Origin of the sequence: Alsobacter soli, from assembly GCF_003004785.1 — a bacterium.
In the GTDB taxonomy this organism is placed as follows: Bacteria; Pseudomonadota; Alphaproteobacteria; order Rhizobiales; family Beijerinckiaceae; genus Alsobacter; species Alsobacter soli.
In genome coordinates this window covers 139,346-155,028 of sequence record NZ_PVZS01000004.1, presented here as the reverse complement: position 1 = coordinate 155,028, position 15,683 = coordinate 139,346, and the positions used below count along the sequence as shown (strand labels likewise).

The window sequence follows — 15,683 nt, the reverse complement described above, 5'->3', positions numbered from 1 at the left end:
CTAGTCGAGCGTCTGGCGGAAGCGCACCACCGCGACTGTCATCGCCGCCAACGTGAAGGCCGCGATCGCGAGCATGTCGGACTGGAGGTCCGACGCGGTCGCGCCTTTCAGCATGATCCCCCGCACGATGCGCAGGTAGTGGGTGAGGGGGATCACCTCGCCGATCGCCTGCGCCCAAAGGGGCATGCCCCGGAAGGGAAACATGAAGCCGGACAGCAGGATGTTCGGCAGGAAGAAGAAGAACGACATCTGCATCGCCTGCAGCTGCGTCGTCGCCACCGTCGAGAAGGTATACCCGACCGACAGGTTGGCCACGATGAACAGCATCGAGAGGCTGACCAGGAGCCCGATGTTCCCGAGCACCGGGACGTCGAACAGAAGGCGGCCGACCGTCAGAATGACCGCCATCTGCACGCCGCCGACCAGCGCATAGGGCGCGATCTTGCCCAGCATGATCTCGGTCGGGCGGATCGGCATGGAGAGCAGGCTCTCCATGGTGCCCCGCTCGATCTCTCGGGTCACGGACAGGGCCGTGTAGATCAGCATGGTGAGCGTGAGGATCACGCCCATGAGACCGGGCACGATGTTGAGCTGCGTCTCCCCGGTCGGGTTGTAGCGCCGGTGGACCCGAAGCTCGAATGGTCCGGGCTTGCCCGCCAAATTGGCGGCGGGCCCGAGCAGGTCGCGGGAGAACACGTTCGCGGCCAGCCCCTGCAGCGCCGACACGGCGCCACCGGTGGCGACCGGGTCCGTCGCGTCGGCGATGACCAGGAGGGCAGGGCGCTCGCCCCGGATGACGTCGCGGCCGAAATGGGCGGGGATCTGGACCGCGAACTGCACGCGCCCCGACAGCATCAGGGCGTCGACCTCCGCCTCGGTGGTCGCCTGCGCCTCCATCTGGAAATAGTCGCTCGCCCGCATGGCGGCCAGAAACGACCGGGCGAAGGGTGAGTCGTCCTGGATCAGCACCGCGGTAGGCAAGTGCTTGGGGTCGGTGTTGATCGCATAGCCGAACAGCAGCAGCTGGATCAGCGGAATGAGGATCATGGTCGCGAAGGTGACCCGGTCCCTCCGCAGCTGGATCAACTCCTTGATGAAGGTGGCCCACCAGCGCCCGAAGGCGGCGCGCGCGCCGCGTGTCCGGGCGTCCACCTCCTGCATCTGGCGGTCGAAGTCGGTCATCCGAAGTTGTCCCGGCTGCGGCCCATGAGGTCGATGAACACGTCCTCGAGGGTGGGCTCGTCGGGTCGCCAGGTCCGGGCCCCGTCCTGCCGGTAGGGGGCGATCGCCGCCTCCAGCTTCGCGGCGTCCCGGCCGGCGACGTGCAGCGCGGCCCCGAAGGTCGCCACCATGTCGACGCCCGGCGTCTTCTTCAGCTTCTCGCCGAGTTCGGCGAGATCGGGGCCGGTCACCGTCCAGGTGGAGAGATTCGCATGCGCGATCACCTCGGCGACCGTGCCGTGCGTCAGCAGGTCTCCATAGGCGATGTACGCGATCTCGTGGCAGCGCTCCGCCTCGTCCATGTAGTGGGTCGAGACCAGCACGGTCAGGCCCTCATGCGCGAGGCCATGGATCTCGTCCCAGAAGTCCCGCCGCGCCTTCGGGTCCACGCCGGCGGTGGGCTCGTCGAGCAGCAGGAGCTGCGGGCTGGGCAGGATGCAGGCGCCCAGCGCCAGCCGCTGCTTCCAGCCGCCGGAGAGCTCGCCCGCGAGCTGGTCGGCGCGGTTCTGAAGCCCCAGCCGGGCGATGGCGTCGCGCGCGGCCCGGCGCGGATGCGGGAGGCCGTAGACCCGCGCCACAAACTCCAGGTTCTCCCGGATGGTCAGGTCCGCATAGAGCGAGAACCGCTGCGTCATATAGCCGACGTGGCGCTTGATCTCGGCCGACTGGGTCAGGATGTCGTAGCCCAGGCAGGTCCCCCGGCCGCTGTCAGGCGTCAGGAGCCCGCACAGCATCCGGATGGTGGTGGTCTTGCCGCTGCCGTTCGGGCCGAGGAAGCCGTAGATCAGCCCGCGACGCACCTGCATGGTCAGGTCCCGGACGACCGTGCGCGAGCCGAAGCTCTTGCTCAGCCCTTCCACGTCGATCACCACGTCGGGCGCGCCCGAATCGTGCGCGGGAGCAGGGGAGGGCGCCGCCATGGTCATGAGCCCGGACCCGCCTGGGCCTGCCGGGCGCCGGCCGGCTGCACCGAGACAGGCAGTCCGATCGGCAGCTTCAGGCCTTCGCCCGACAGCGTCGCCTCGACCCGGAACACCAGCTTGCTGCGCTCCTGCTCGCTGAAGATGACGGGCGGCGTGTACTCCGCCTCGCGCGAGATGAAAGCGATAGAGGCCGTGAGGTCCTTCGGGCAGCTGTCGCAGCTCACCGCGACGCTCTGCCCCAGCGCCAGCGTCGAGAGCGCCGTCTCCGGCGCATAGAAGCGCACGCGCAGGTTGGAGGGCGGCAGCAGAGACAGCACCGGCTGGCCTGCGTTCACCACCTCCCCGGCGCGGAAATAGACGTCCTGCACCCGCGCGGCCGCCGGCGCGAAGACGCGACGCTTGGCGACCCGCGTCTCCGCCTGCTTCACCATCGCGCCGGCGGCCCGCAAGGCCGCCTCCGCCGCCGCGATATCGGCGGTTCGCGCTGGAATCTCCGCCGCGCGGATCTGGCGCTGCGCCTCCTCCAGCGCCGCCTTGTCCCGCTGGAAGGTGGAATCGGCCTGGTCGAGGCGCGCCTTGGCGGCGATGCCGCGGGCGTAGAGCTGCTGCTGCCGCTCGAACTCGCTCCGCGACAGGTCGAGCGTGGCCTTGGCGCGCTCCTCCTGGGCGCGCAGCACGGCGATCTGCTCCGGCCGTTGCAAGGCGGCCTGCAGGTTGTCGAGCTGCGCCTGGGCCTGCCGCTCGCGCGCCTGCGCTTCCGCGAGCTGGGCGTCCTGCGCCGACGATTCCAGCCGGAACAGGGGCTGCCCCTCCGTCACGGCGTGGCCTGCCTCCACGTTCAGGTTCTCGATCCGGCCGCCCTCCTCCGCGGCCATGAAGACAAGGTAGCCCTCCACATAGCCCTGCCACCCGGAAGGCCTTTCCGGCTGCCGGGTCACGAACCAGTAGGCGGCGCCGGCAAGGGCGGCGAGGGCCAGAACGGGGGCCAGGATGCGCGACCGCTTCATGGGCCCTTCCCCTTGAGGCCGCGCGTCAGCAGATCGACATGCGCCTCCAGCATGCCCTGCACATCGAGCGGTTCGATGCCGTCGAACAGGCTCGTCCACAGCAGGGCGACCACGACCGGAGCGACCGCGAGGTGCGGAAAGCGCACCAGCACGTCCGAGTCGAATTCTCCCCGCTCGATCCCGCGCCGCGCCAGGGCCCGGAGCATCTGAAGCCCCTGGCCGATGACCTCCCGGTGATAAAAGGCCGCGATCTCCGGGAAGCGCCCGGCCTCAGCGATCACGAGCCGCGCCACCTCGCGCCGGCGCGTGCCCAGGATCTCCGTCCGGACCCGGCTGAAAATCATGCGGAGCAGGGCTTCGGTAGGCAGGTCGCTGGCGAGCGCCGCTTCCCCGATCGCCGCGATCGGACTGCCGACGGATGTCCGGACCAACTCCTCGAGGATCGCCTGCTTGGAAGGGAAGTAGAGATAAATCGTGCCCTTGCCGACGCCGGCCCGGGCCGCCATGTCGTCCAGCCTGGCGAGGGCGAAGCCCTTCTCGACGAACTCATCCAGCGCGGCGGCCAGAATGGCCTCGCGCTTGTCGGTGGCCTTGCGAGACCCCGACGTCCCCTTGTTCTTGTCCTCTCGCCCGGGCATGAAGCGCACTCTGACTGACTGGTCAGTCATACGCCCGGTCGGAACGCCTGGCAAGGCGGGGAAGAAAAAAAGCCCGGTCTGGGACCGGGCTTCAAGTCGCGAGGGAAAACAGACGGAGTGAGCGCTAGAACTCGTCCCATCCTCCGGAACGCCCGCCCGCAGCGACCCGCTTCGGCGCGGGGGCGGGGGCCGATCTGGCCGCGTCCACCGTTTCGGAAGCCTTTCGAGCCGAGAAGGCCGCGGCCGCCATCTCGCGCAGCCGGGCCGGCTCGGTGCGCCGGGCGCCGCCGGAGCGGGTCTGGAAGCCCGCGATCAAAGTATTGAGCCGCTCAATCTGGCCCGACAGCGCGCCGGCGGAGGCGGCGCTCTGCTCCGCCAGAGCGGCGTTCTGCTGGGTCATCTCGTCCATGTGGGCGACGGTCTGGCTCATCTCGTCGATGCCGTTCGCCTGCTCGCGGGCGGCCTCCGAGATCTCCGTGACGGTCGAGGCCACCTTGCGGGACGCCTGGACGATCTTGCCCAGCGCCTCGCCGGCGGAGCGCACGAGCGCGACGCCCTGTGAGACTTCCTGCGTGGAGGAGCTGATCAGGCCCGTGATGTCCTTCGCCGCCTCGCCCGAGCGCTGCGCCAGGGTGCGGACCTCGGACGCCACGACCGCGAAGCCCTTGCCGGCCTCGCCCGCCCGCGCGGCCTCGACAGCGGCGTTCAGCGCGAGCAGGTTGGTCTGGAATGCGATGTCGTCGATCACCGAGGTGATGTCCGAGATCTTCTGCGAGGCCGCCTCGATGCGCGCCATGGCGTCCACCGCCTTGGCCACGATCGCGCCGCCGTCGGAAGCGACCGTCTGCGCATCCTCGGCGATGCCGGCCGCCTGGGCGGAAGCGGCGGCGCTCGCCTTCACGGATGCGGCAAGCTGCTCCGTGGTGGCCGCGGTCTCCTCCAGCGAGGAGGCCTGCTCTTCCGTGCGCCGGGAGAGGTCGTCCGCGCCCGTGTTGATCTCCGTGGCGGCCGCCTGCACGTCCACCGTGGTGGTCTGGATCGTGGCGACCGTCTCGGACAGCTTGGCGACCGTTTCGTTGACCGCTTCGCGCAGCTCCCCGAACCGTCCCTTGTAGGGCGTGTCGATGGTGCGGGTGAGGTCGCCTGCGGCCACGCTGCCCAGCACCGAGGCGAGTTCGCCGGTCGCCTGGTCGACCGCGGCGTTGATCGCGTTCACACCGTCCACGAGCTTCTGAAGGCCCTCGCCTGCGCTGGTCGCGGCGACACGCCGGCTGAAGTCGCCTTCGGCCGCCGACGCGACCACCTGGCTCACGTTCTCGACCACCTCCGCCATCATTCGGGCTGCTTCGGCCTGCCGCGCCGCTGCGGCCCGCTCCTCGGCTTCCAGGGCGGCCGTGCGCACGAGGCTCTCGCGATAGGCGAGAGCGGCCCGGGCGGCGGCCCCGACCTCGTCTTTGCGCTCCACGAACGGAACCTCGACCGTGCTGTCTCCGCCAACGAGCTTTTCCAGGACGCCGGCGATGCGCCCGATTGGCCTTGCGACACCCAGGAGAGTCGCCACCGCGCTGGCGATCAGCACGATGAGGAGCGCGCCCGCCAATCCCAGGAACAAGGCGTTGCTCATGAACAGGGCGCGGTCGAGTTCGGCGGCGACAGCCACGTCCCTGGCGTCGGCTCGCTTGCGGATCTGCGTGAAGAGATCAACCACCTGGACACGGAGCGGCGTTGTCCGCGAGGCGACGATCTTGGCTTGGCTTTCGCGCAGAGCGACGCAGTGTTCCATCACTTGGCGGAGATCGGCCACGATGGGCGGCAGCCTTCCGATCGCCTGAAGGAGGCTGGCGTCCGTCAGGAAGCTCTGAAGCCGGTCCAGGTCGCCCGCCACCCGCTCGAAAGAGGAGGCCACCACCGCCTGCAGCTTCTCGTCGTCAGTCACCTCATGCCGCCACATGGCGGTTCGGGCGGACTTCACGGAGTCGTTCACGCGCTGGATGCCGATCTCCAGATCCCTCCGGGTCACCGGATCCGCGATGAGGGCGGCGGACATGGCGGACTGCACCTGCTGGTCCCAGGCCCCCGCGGCAGCGATCTGCTTGTCGAATTGCTTCAGGCGCTCGGACTGAGCGGCGGCGATGTCGTTTACCGCTTCTGCGTAGCGCTCGTATTCGCTGCGAACCTGCTTCAGCGCGGCCAGGTTCTCCGGGATCATGGCCAGCTTGATCGCGTCGTCAATTCCGGCGAGGCCGGTCGTCCTCGCATGCGCCAAAGGCTGGATGGCCTCGCTCAATTGCTCGGAGGTGGTCGCGAACCGGGCGTTGCGGTTGACGATCTGCATCTGGGCGAACGCCATCTCGGCGTTCTGCACCGAGTCGATCAGTCGCCCCGATCGCTTGGAGATGGAGGAAACGCTGTCGACGCGGGAGGCCGACCACTGTTGCGTGCCCGTGAGGGCGATGGCCAGCACGACGCCAGCCACGGCCTGGATGCCGAGCTTCTGCCCGATGCGGAGATTGTTGAACATGTGTTGCCCCTCGCGACGACGTGGTCGCACACCCGCCCGGATCGGCCCTTGCGGGCGCGGTCCGTTGATTGCAGCTGATCCTGCAAGCTGGACGGCTAATCGAGGATTCAAGGTTAGATTGAATCAAAGATGAATCGAGGCATCGTTCTCGATAATAAAAGCCGAGGTATGCAACTTAGGTATGTGATTTGAGATAAGTAGAAACAAGTAAGTGATACCGGGATTCGTCTGCGGCCTTGAAGACGGTCAAATTTGCGCCAAGCTCCGGATTCCCGGGCTGCGAGGCCGGATGTTGCGTGACGCGGCCGCCTCGCCTAGACCGCACGGGACTCGACGGCCGCTCCGGCCCGCCGTCGCCCATTCCGAGGATCCGACTGATGAGCGAGCGTCTTTCCCTGCCGAAGGACAAGATCCGCGTTCTCCTGCTCGAGGGCGTGAACGACAGCGCCGTCGAGCACTTCGCCGCGGCGGGATATTCCAACCTGACGCGCCTGCCCAAGGCGCTCGACGGCGCCGCTCTGCGAGACGCGCTCAAGGGCGTGCATATCCTTGGCATCCGTTCGCGAACCCAGCTCACGGAAGAAGTCTTCGAGAACGCGGATCGCCTCATGGCCGTGGGCTGCTTCAGCGTCGGCACGAACCAGGTGGATCTCGATGCGGCGAGGCGGCGCGGCATTCCGGTGTTCAACGCCCCGTTTTCGAATACCCGCAGCGTGGCCGAACTCGTGATTGGCGAGATCGTGATGCTGCTGCGCCGGATTTTCCCGCGCTCGGTCAAGGCGCACGAAGGCGGCTGGGACAAGTCCGCCACCGACAGCCTGGAGGTCCGCGGCAAGACGCTCGGCATCGTCGGCTACGGCAACATCGGCAGCCAGCTCTCGACCCTCGCGGAAGCCATGGGCATGCGGGTCATCTTCTTCGACCTGACCGACAAGCTTCGCCACGGCAACACCGAGCCCGCCGAGAGCCTGCAGGCGCTGCTGGGGGCCAGCGACGTGGTCAGCCTGCACGTTCCCGAGACCCCCGCCACGGCAGGCATGATCGGAGCGGCCGAAATCGCCGCCATGAAGCCGGGCGCTTATCTCATCAACAACAGCCGGGGCACGGTGGTCGACCTCGAGGCGCTCGCGGACGCGCTCCGCAGCGGCCACCTGCGCGGCGCGGCCGTGGACGTCTTCCCGGTGGAGCCTTCCTCCAACGCCGACCGCTTCGTCACGCCTCTCCAGGGCCTGGAGAACGTCATCCTCACCCCGCATGTCGGCGGCTCGACGGAGGAGGCCCAGGAGCGCATCGGAGGCGAGGTGGCGCGCAAGCTGGTGGACTACAGCGACGTCGGGTCCACCCTCGGGGCCGTGAACTTCCCGCAGGTGCAACTGCCCTCGCGCCCGAGCGGGGTCCGCTTCATCCAGGTCCAGCGCAACATGCCGGGCATGCTGGGGCGCCTGGCCGCGGTCTTCGCCAAGCGGGGCGTCAACATCGCCTCGCAGTACTACCAGACGGACGGCGAGGTCGGTTACGTCGTGCTTGACGCGGACGGCGATTATTTCGACGCGCTGGACGTGGTGCACGAGCTGCGCGGGCTGCCTGGCAACATCAGGGCTCGCATCCTGAACCGGGCCGAAGACTGAGTTCCGGCCCTGCGTCCGAAAAGTTCCATCGCGGACGATTGACGTACGGAAAGGCGCGCTCTCGCCCTTTTTCGGCCGTGCCTGTGGGGCGGACGGGTTATGGCTTGATCTAGGTCGCAATATTCCCGCAAGAGTTGTGCAGCGGCCCGGGGGCGATTCGTTGCGGACGCAAGGGGTCGGGGCCGTTCACGGCAGCACGGGGAATGGGCTTGCGGATCGCAAACACCCTTCGGGAGCAGCCGCTGCGGGGCGGGCGGATCTCCCAGGCGCATCATCGGATGGCGATTACGCGGCTGGCGTTCTTGTGCGTAGGCCTTCTGGCGGCGATCGCCGCAATGATGGCGGCGACAATTCACTAACCGAAATCGCGCTTGGCCCGACGAGGCCAAGCGCGATTTGAACTGGGACGCTTACTGGCAGAGGTGCCGCAGTCCGTCCTCGCCGACGAACGTGCCGGAAGCCGCGTCGAAGGTCGGGTACAGCTTGGCGCACTGCTCCCACTTCCACTGCATCTTGGAATCGGTGGGCATCGTCACCGGCGACTGCCTGATCGAGCCAGTCTCAAGGTCCATCTCGTTGGACTGGAAGCGGGTCGAGGTCCCCGTTCCGCCCGCGACGCCGCCAGCCGACATGCCGCCCGCGCGGCCGCCCGGATAGGCCGTCGTGCCCGGGACGCCGCCGCCGGCGCCGGCGCCCATCTGCGGGTAGGCCTGGGCCATGGCGAGGCCGGTGGAGAGGGTGAGGGCGCCGAGGGCGAGCAGGCCCTTCTTCATCGTGTTGGTCATGCAAGTCTCCGCAAGTCAGGCTCGGGCCGGCGGCCCGAGTTCGGCTTCCCAACGTGCGAGGGCGAAGTCGGTTCGCGGCCGCCGATCACGGGGCCGCGAACGCGAGAGCGGCTTTCGCGGCCGCGCGGGCTCAGAATTCCTCCCAGCCGGCGTCGCGCCCGCCGCCGCGTGAGGCGCCAACCGCCGCCTTCCGGGGCGGGGCCGCTTCATCCGGCCCGGGGCGTGACGGAGCCACGCCCTTGGGCTTCGTGCGGTCGATCCGCTTCGCGGCCTTGCTCTCCTGCCTGGGGCGGTCGGCGAATGCGTCGTCGCCGCCCGAGAAGGCTTCCTGGGCCAGCCGGCGCAGCCGCTCGGGCTCGCTGGCCGGCCTCTCGGTCGCAACCTTGGCGGGCGCTTTTGCAGCGGGCGCCCTGGAGGCCGCCGGTCGAGTCGCTGTGCTGAGCGTCGCGACCCGGTCCGTCCTGAAAGTGGCCACGATCTCGTTGAGCCGCTCGATCTGGCCAGCCAGGGACGAGGCGGAAGCCGCGCTCTGCTCAGCCAGGGCCGCATTCTGCTGGGTCATTTCGTCCATGTGGGCGACGGCCTGGCTCATCTCGTCGATGCCGTTGGCCTGCTCGCTGGCCGCGCTGGAGATATCCCCCACCGTGTTGGCGACCTTCTGCGAGGCGCTGACGATTTTCCCGAGCGCCTCGCCGGCCGAGCGCACGAGCTTCACGCCTTGCGACACCTGCTGGCCGGACGAGCTGATCAGCCCCGTGATGTCCTTGGCGGCCTCGCTGGAGCGCTGCGCCAGGGTCCGGACTTCCGACGCCACGACCGCGAAACCCTTGCCGGCTTCGCCGGCCCGCGCGGCCTCTACGGCCGCATTCAGGGCCAGCAGGTTGGTCTGGAACGCGATGTCGTCGATCACCGAGGTGATATCGCTGATCTTCTGAGAGGCCTGTTCGATGCGCGCCATCGCCTCCACCGCCTCGGTGACGATGCGCCCGCCGGTTTCGGCGACGCCCATCGCTTCCTCGGCCAGCGTAAGCGCCTGGCGGGAGGACTGGGCCGAAGCCTTCACGGAGGCGGCGAGCTCTTCCGTGGTCGCCGCGGTCTCCTCCAGGGATGACGCCTGCTCCTCGGTGCGGCGGGACAGGTCGTCCGCGCCGGAATTGATCTCGCGGGCCGCGCTGCCCACGTCCACGGCGGTGGTCTGGATGGTCGCGACAGTTTCCGCGAGGCGCTCGACGGTCTCGTTGAGCCGGTCCTTCAACTCGCCGAACCGGCCCTGGTACTCCGCCCCGATCGTGCGGGTCAGGTCCCCATTCGCGAGCGCGCCGAGAGCGTCGGCGAGGTCCGTCGTGGCGGCGTCGACGCCGGCGCTCATCTGGTTCATGGCCTGCGACAGGTCGCGCATGAAGCCGGTCTTGCCCTCCAGCGGCACGCGCCTGGTGAAATCGCCCGCAGCGGCGGCCGAGGCCATGGCGGCGACCTCCGCCTGCACGGCGAGTTCGGCCGTGATGTCACGCCATTCGATGGTCTGCCCGATGGTCTCGCCGTCGGCGCCCAGGATGGGCGTCAGCGCGAGCCGCAGCGTGTGGCCGCCGATCTTGTACTGGACGAGCTGCGAGCCGTTCTCCTCGCCGAGGGTGGACCGCTCGATCGCCGGGTTGTCCCGGGCGAGCGACAGCGGGGCGCCCATGAGGCCGTCCACGGACCAGTCGGCCCGCCCTGCCTTGAAGCTCGGCTCGAGCCCGCGCAGGAACGCGTCCAGCGATCGGCTGAGGTAGACGATGCGCTCCTGGTCGTCGGCGATCATGATCATGGCCGGCGAGCTGTCGAGCGCCGAGCGGATGCGGGCCGAGGCGAGGCCAGCCTCGTGGATCTGCTTCAGCGACCGCGCCAATTCCCCGATCTCGTCAGCCCGGCTGGTTGCGCCGAGCTCGACCGTTTCGCCGTTCACCAGCCGGCCTACCGCGTCCTTCAGGAGGCTGATCGGCCGGTAGATCGTGCGCGAGGCGAGCCATCCGACGAGCCCCACGGCCGCCAGGATGCTCGCTCCCACCATCGCGATGAGCTTGCCCATGGCGACCAGCGGCGCCTCGACCTCGCTCATGGTCTGCTCGGCCACCACGGCCCAGGTCTGCCCCAGGATCTTCGCCGGCACCGCGATGACGACGGACTCCTGGCCGCCCGTTCCCGCAGCGTGGGTCGATGCGGCTGTCCCGCCCAGCGCGGTCTTCACCGTGGCGGGCTCGAAGCGCAGCTTGCCGGCCGTCGCTTCCTTGTGAAGCGCGAGTTGCGTGCGCGCGAGCCCGTCCGGACCGACGGCGAAGACCTGTCCCGTGTCCCCCATCTTCTTGTTGATGATCGGCGACATGGCCGCGGGCGACAACGTCGCCGCCACCACGCCCATCGTGGTCCCCGAGTCGCTCACCAGCGCCTTCGCCAGCACGGATGTCGGCTGGCCGCTAAGCGGCGCGTACGGCTCGTTGTCGACGAACGCGACCTCGCCGCCAGCCCCCTTTTGCAGTGCTTGCTTGAAGGCCTGCCCCATCGGGCTGTCCTTCAGCCGCCCCGTGGCGACATTGGTCGCAAAGTCGCGGTTCTTCATCGCGGAGTAGACGACGTTTCCGCTCGGATCCAGAATGAGGACGTCGGCGAACTCGAACTGCCGCCGATACTGGTCGATGATCGTGTGGACCTTCTCGTGGTAGAAGCCGTAGCTGGTCTCGTCCCGCTCGCCCTTGTACTTGGACGGATCGTCCTTGTTCGGGTTCTCGTCGATATAGAGCTTCTGCAGCAGGGACTCGGCTTCGGCGCCCTTCGACTTGTAGTCGTTGCCCAGGTTGCTGAGCGCCTCGAAAACCGTCGGCGTCTCTGACACGAGCCGCAGGTTGGTCTGGGCCTGCCGCATGTAGCGCTCCAGCGCGCTCGCGCGGTTCTGCACGGTGGCCTGCAGGCTCGTCTCAAGCTGCTGCACGGCCGACCGCCGCGCGATCTCGTAGGCCATCCCGCCGACAGCGACCGCGCTGACCACGGCGCCGGTGAGCACGATGGCGGGAACCTTGAAGGACAATTTCGAGAACGCACGCAATACGCTGGACATGGGGCCCCACCCTGGATCGTTCCGCCGCCCGGGGGTGGGCGGCTTTGGTGGAGACCTTCTCCGCGCTCGTGAGTCATCGTGGCTTCGACAGAGTCGAAAGGCCCGCGCGGAAGGTCTCGCGCGGCCAGACTCGACAGTATTTACTTACAAACGGTTCAAAATTGAGCTTGGCGTATTCAGAATCAACGGCTTCGGAGATGCGATTCTTTAGCTTATATACTCGGCCTGTTGGGGGCGAGAAGACTTTCATTTCGGCGGAAATCGCCTGATTCACGTGCGATTGATCGTTGATTCCAAACTCGAGCGCGGGAGCTAGCTACGGTGCGCCTTCGGTCTCGCACGGCGCGCGCCACAGCTCGCCCCCGGTCATCGGGGCCGGCGCCCCCGTCGTGGTCGGCAGGCTGATCGGCAGCCCGCGCATCGACCTCACCGCCAGGTAGCCGAAGCATTGCGCCTCGAGAAAGTCTCCGTCCCAGCCCACGGCCTCGACCGGCTGCACCGGGACGCCGAGCTTCTGGCGCAGAAGGTTCATGAATGTCCCATTCAGCCTGCCGCCTCCCGTGACCAGCCAGCGGAGCGGCCGCTTCGGCACGTGCCGCACCGCATCGGCGGCGGAGGCCGCGGTGAACTCCGCGAGCGTCGCCGCGCCTTCGGCGTCACCCAGGCTCTGGACGGCCTTGGCCCAGGCGTGGAAATCGTTGCGGTCGAGCGACTTCGGGGCGGGGCGGTCGAAATAGGGGTGCTTCATCAGGCCCGCCACCATCGTGGCGTCGGCCTGCCCTGAAGCTGCGAGCCGTCCGCCCTCGTCATAGGGCTTCCCGAGCCGCTTCCGCACGAAATCGTCCAGCAGGGCCGAGGCCGGACCGGTGTCGAAGGCGATCACGGCGTCGCCGTCGATGTAGGTGACGTTGCCGACGCCCCCGAGGTTCAGCACCATCAGGGGCTGCTCGAGCCCAGCCGCGAGGGCGCGGTGGAAGAGGGGCACGAGCGGCGCCCCTTCGCCGCCCGCCGCGATGTCCGCGTGGCGGAAGCGGTTCACGACATCGATCCCGAGGGTGGCAGCCACACGCTGCCCGTCGCCCAACTGCCGGGTGAAGCGCCGCTCAGGCCGATGGTAGACCGTCTGCCCGTGCAGCCCCACCACCCGGACGCTGTCCCGGTCGATCCCGCAATCGGCCATGAATTGCTGGATCGCGCCCGCATGCGCGTCGCTGACGGCGGCTTCGATCTCGACAAGCTCGTCCCCTTCCGCCCGCACCGGGTCGGCGATCAGGGCGAGCAACTCGGCCCGCAGCGCCTCGGAGTAGGGGTAAGTCCGCCCGGGACCCGTGGTGACCCGAGCGTCGCCGTCCGTGCTGACGATCGACACGTCGATTCCGTCCATGGAGGTGCCGCTGATGGCCCCGATGGCGGTGATCAACTCGGCGTCCGGCATGACGTTTCCTTGTTTTGGCCGACGCACTTTCGCCCAAGGCGTCGCGGCCCATGGCTATCACAGGGCAGGGGCCAGGGCCACGCGTCCTGCCCGTTAGTCGGGAGCGTCTTCGCCGGAAGCGTCCAAGGCGGCGAGCGCGCGCCTGAGGCTGCCTCCGGCCCTGTCCAGCAAGGCGTCGGCCATGTCGACGTCGAGGCCCTGCGCCACCAGCGTGGCCCGCTTCACGTCCCAGTCGACCTGGCGAAGCGCGTCCCTGGCGATGTTCTCGTCGCACCCCGCCAGGGCCGCCACCATGGCCTCCGCGCGTCGGTGGAGCTTCACGTTGCGGGCCCGCATGTGGACCATCAACCCGCGGTACACCCGCCCGAGCCGGATCATCACACCCGTGGAGAACAGGTTCAGCGCGGCCTTCTGGGCCGTGCCGGCCTTCATGCGGGTGGACCCGGCGACCACCTCGACACCGGTCTCAAGCAGGATGGGATGCCGCGCGGCTCCCAGCAGCGGCGTGCCTGGGTTGTTGGCGATCCCGACCGTGACAGCGCCCAGGGCCGTCGCCCTCCGGACGAAGGCGACCGTGTAGGGCGTAGCCCCGCTGGCGGCGAGGCCGACCACCACGTCATTGGGGCCGATCGCGGCGGCGTCCGCCTTGGCGACCGCGTCTGCGGCGTCGTCCTCCGCCCCTTCCGCGCTGCGCATGAGGGCGCCCGGCCCGCCCGCCATGGCGAAGACCAGGCGTTCGGCTGGCCAATCGAAGGTGGGCGGCAGCTCCGCCCCGTCCTGCACGGCCACGCGCCCCGACGTGCCCGCGCCGGCGTAGATCAGGCGTCCGCCTTTCCCAAGGGCCTGGGCGGCGTCCTCAACGGCGAGCGCGATCGACCGCAGGGCGGGGCGCACCGCCGCCACGGCCGCAAGCTGGCCCTCGAACATGGCCTCCACGGCGTCCGCGGTCGGCCAGTCGTCGAGATCCACATAGCGTACGCTGACATCCTCCGTGGCCATGCTGCTCGCTCTTCGGCGGTTGAGGCCGGACTGCCGGACTGTGGCCGGCCCTGGCCCGCACGCCTATGTTAGGTCAGTGTTGTAGCCGCAACGGCGGCTCCCATCAGAAAACGACGAGACACCCGAAAGGTCCCAATGGAGCCCTCCAGAGGCCCGCGCTTCGCCATCCTGGCGTCCCGCATCTTCGACGGCTTCGTCCTCGGCGGGCCCGGGGCGGTGCTGGTTGAAGACGGCAAGATCAAGGGCATCGGCCTCCCGGCTGACGTGCCTTCGGACCTGCCGCGAGCGGAGCTTCCGGAAGGAGCCACCCTGGCTCCCGGCTTCATTGACTTGCAGGTGAACGGGGGTGGCGGCGTCCTTCTGAACGACGCCCCGACTGTCGATTCCATGCGCGCCATCGCAGCCGCCCACCGGCGCTTCGGCGTCACGGGCCTGCTGCCCACCTTCATCACGGACGCGCCTGCGGGCCTGCGGGCCCTGGTCGCGGCGGCTCCCGCCGCCGTGGCGGAGATTCCGGGCGTCCTTGGCGTTCATTGCGAAGGACCGTTCATCAATACCGCGCGCAAGGGCGTGCACAGGGAGGATTTCATCCGAACGCCAGGGGAGGGGGACATCGAAGCCTTGCTCAGCCTCGGGAGGGCCGGACGGTCCATGGTCACCCTCGCGCCCGAGAGCGTTCCGGCTGGGTTCGTCGCCTCGCTGGCCAGGGCGGGAATTCGCGTATCGGCCGGCCATTCCGACGCCAGCGCGGCGCAGGTCCTTGCGGCGGCTGACGAGGGGCTCACCGGCGTCACCCACCTGTTCAACGCCATGTCTCAGATGCAGGGCCGCGCCCCTGGCGTCGTCGGGGCTGCGATGGCCGACAAGCGCTTGTTCGTCGGCGTCATCGCCGATGGCCTGCACGTGGATCCCGTCGCCCTGCGTACGGCCTACGCGGCTTGCGGGGCCGAGCGGCTGATGCTGGTCAGCGACGCCATGAGCTCGGTGGGCGCCGAGGCGGACCGCTTCGTCCTGATGGGACGCGAGGTCCGGCTCCAGGACGGGCGTCTCACGACCGCCGAGGGCACGCTCGCGGGCGCCCATCTCGCCATGGACCAGGCGGTCCGCAACGCCGTGTCGCTCATGGCCGTCCCAATCGAGCACGCCCTGGCGATGGCGGCCCGAATACCCGCAACCTTCCTCGGCCTCGGCCACGAGCTCGGCCGGATCGCGCCCGGCTACACGGCGAGCCTGGTCGCTCTCGACCAGAACCTCGACGTGATCGGGACCTGGATCGCTGGACAGCCTGATTTTCGCCCTGGAGACCCGAGCGCATAAAAAAAAGGCCGGGCGTCAGAGACACCCGGCCATTTTGGAGTCGTTCCGGATCGAAACCCGAAAACCGTCCAGAGGGGAACGGTCCAACGTGGGCTCAACGCCGGGAGGGGAAGGCGGA

Annotated in this window: 11 protein-coding genes; 2 read left to right on the top strand and 9 right to left on the bottom strand. The window is 68.8% G+C overall.

Going from position 1 to position 15,683, the window contains the following annotated elements:
- From SLNSH_RS04950 to SLNSH_RS04930, 5 genes are all read right to left on the bottom strand, one after another.
- Nucleotides 1-1,161 (bottom strand): ABC transporter permease, encoded by a 1,161-nt coding sequence (locus tag SLNSH_RS04950; protein ID WP_425352980.1) that lies wholly within the window; start codon nucleotides 1,159-1,161, stop codon nucleotides 1-3.
- Nucleotides 1,162-1,178: 17 nt separating this feature from the next.
- Entirely contained in the window at nucleotides 1,179-2,147 is a 969-nt protein-coding gene (locus tag SLNSH_RS04945) for an ABC transporter ATP-binding protein (RefSeq protein ID WP_425352972.1), read from the bottom strand.
- Nucleotides 2,144-3,151 (bottom strand): HlyD family secretion protein, encoded by a 1,008-nt coding sequence (locus SLNSH_RS04940; protein ID WP_106335560.1) that lies wholly within the window; start codon nucleotides 3,149-3,151, stop codon nucleotides 2,144-2,146. The genes SLNSH_RS04945 and SLNSH_RS04940 overlap by 4 nt, the downstream gene beginning before the upstream one ends.
- Complete coding sequence (locus SLNSH_RS04935; protein WP_106335559.1) at nucleotides 3,148-3,819, bottom strand: TetR/AcrR family transcriptional regulator; 672 nt, start codon at nucleotides 3,817-3,819, stop codon at nucleotides 3,148-3,150. Before SLNSH_RS04935 ends, SLNSH_RS04940 begins: the two co-directional genes overlap by 4 nt.
- A 94-nt stretch (nucleotides 3,820-3,913) precedes the next feature.
- Nucleotides 3,914-6,310: a methyl-accepting chemotaxis protein gene (locus SLNSH_RS04930; RefSeq protein WP_106335558.1), complete on the bottom strand. Its 2,397-nt coding sequence runs from the start codon at nucleotides 6,308-6,310 to the stop codon at nucleotides 3,914-3,916.
- Nucleotides 6,311-6,687: 377 nt separating this feature from the next.
- Between SLNSH_RS04930 and serA the strand changes: the two genes are divergently transcribed.
- A complete protein-coding gene (gene serA, locus SLNSH_RS04925; protein ID WP_106335557.1) occupies nucleotides 6,688-7,938 on the top strand; it encodes a phosphoglycerate dehydrogenase in 1,251 nt (416 codons plus the stop codon).
- A gap of 410 nt (nucleotides 7,939-8,348) precedes the next feature.
- Here serA and SLNSH_RS04920 read toward each other — a convergent pair whose 3' ends face one another.
- From SLNSH_RS04920 to SLNSH_RS04905, 4 genes are all read right to left on the bottom strand, one after another.
- On the bottom strand, nucleotides 8,349-8,723 hold the full coding sequence (locus SLNSH_RS04920) for a BA14K family protein (RefSeq protein WP_106335556.1): 375 nt from the start codon (nucleotides 8,721-8,723) through the stop codon (nucleotides 8,349-8,351).
- Between the two features lie 130 nt (nucleotides 8,724-8,853).
- Nucleotides 8,854-11,814: a methyl-accepting chemotaxis protein gene (locus SLNSH_RS04915; RefSeq protein ID WP_106335555.1), complete on the bottom strand. Its 2,961-nt coding sequence runs from the start codon at nucleotides 11,812-11,814 to the stop codon at nucleotides 8,854-8,856.
- A gap of 316 nt (nucleotides 11,815-12,130) precedes the next feature.
- Complete coding sequence (locus tag SLNSH_RS04910; protein WP_106335554.1) at nucleotides 12,131-13,249, bottom strand: anhydro-N-acetylmuramic acid kinase; 1,119 nt, start codon at nucleotides 13,247-13,249, stop codon at nucleotides 12,131-12,133.
- 93 nt (nucleotides 13,250-13,342) lie between these two features.
- The gene (locus tag SLNSH_RS04905; protein ID WP_106335553.1) at nucleotides 13,343-14,248 is read right to left on the bottom strand and encodes an N-acetylmuramic acid 6-phosphate etherase; all 906 of its coding nucleotides are present in this window, start codon (nucleotides 14,246-14,248) and stop codon (nucleotides 13,343-13,345) included.
- 135 nt (nucleotides 14,249-14,383) lie between these two features.
- On the opposite strand from SLNSH_RS04905, the gene nagA reads away from it, so the two are divergent.
- Nucleotides 14,384-15,565: an N-acetylglucosamine-6-phosphate deacetylase gene (gene nagA, locus SLNSH_RS04900; protein WP_106335552.1), complete on the top strand. Its 1,182-nt coding sequence runs from the start codon at nucleotides 14,384-14,386 to the stop codon at nucleotides 15,563-15,565.
- The last annotated feature ends 118 nt before the right edge of the window (nucleotides 15,566-15,683 follow it).

What these genes read in the sequence shown, in the direction of transcription:
- SLNSH_RS04920 (WP_106335556.1), bottom strand. Translation starts at nt 8,723, where the DNA reads ATGACCAACACGATGAAGAAGGGCCTGCTCGCCCTCGGCGCCCTCACC.
- SLNSH_RS04935 (WP_106335559.1), bottom strand. Translation starts at nt 3,819, where the DNA reads ATGACTGACCAGTCAGTCAGAGTGCGCTTCATGCCCGGGCGAGAGGAC.
- SLNSH_RS04930 (WP_106335558.1), bottom strand. Translation starts at nt 6,310, where the DNA reads ATGTTCAACAATCTCCGCATCGGGCAGAAGCTCGGCATCCAGGCCGTG.
- SLNSH_RS04940 (WP_106335560.1), bottom strand. Translation starts at nt 3,151, where the DNA reads ATGAAGCGGTCGCGCATCCTGGCCCCCGTTCTGGCCCTCGCCGCCCTT.
- SLNSH_RS04915 (WP_106335555.1), bottom strand. Translation starts at nt 11,814, where the DNA reads ATGTCCAGCGTATTGCGTGCGTTCTCGAAATTGTCCTTCAAGGTTCCC.
- SLNSH_RS04945 (WP_425352972.1), bottom strand. Translation starts at nt 2,147, where the DNA reads ATGACCATGGCGGCGCCCTCCCCTGCTCCCGCGCACGATTCGGGCGCG.
- SLNSH_RS04910 (WP_106335554.1), bottom strand. Translation starts at nt 13,249, where the DNA reads ATGCCGGACGCCGAGTTGATCACCGCCATCGGGGCCATCAGCGGCACC.
- nagA (WP_106335552.1), top strand. Translation starts at nt 14,384, where the DNA reads ATGGAGCCCTCCAGAGGCCCGCGCTTCGCCATCCTGGCGTCCCGCATC.
- SLNSH_RS04950 (WP_425352980.1), bottom strand. Translation starts at nt 1,161, where the DNA reads ATGCAGGAGGTGGACGCCCGGACACGCGGCGCGCGCGCCGCCTTCGGG.
- serA (WP_106335557.1), top strand. Translation starts at nt 6,688, where the DNA reads ATGAGCGAGCGTCTTTCCCTGCCGAAGGACAAGATCCGCGTTCTCCTG.
- SLNSH_RS04905 (WP_106335553.1), bottom strand. Translation starts at nt 14,248, where the DNA reads ATGGCCACGGAGGATGTCAGCGTACGCTATGTGGATCTCGACGACTGG.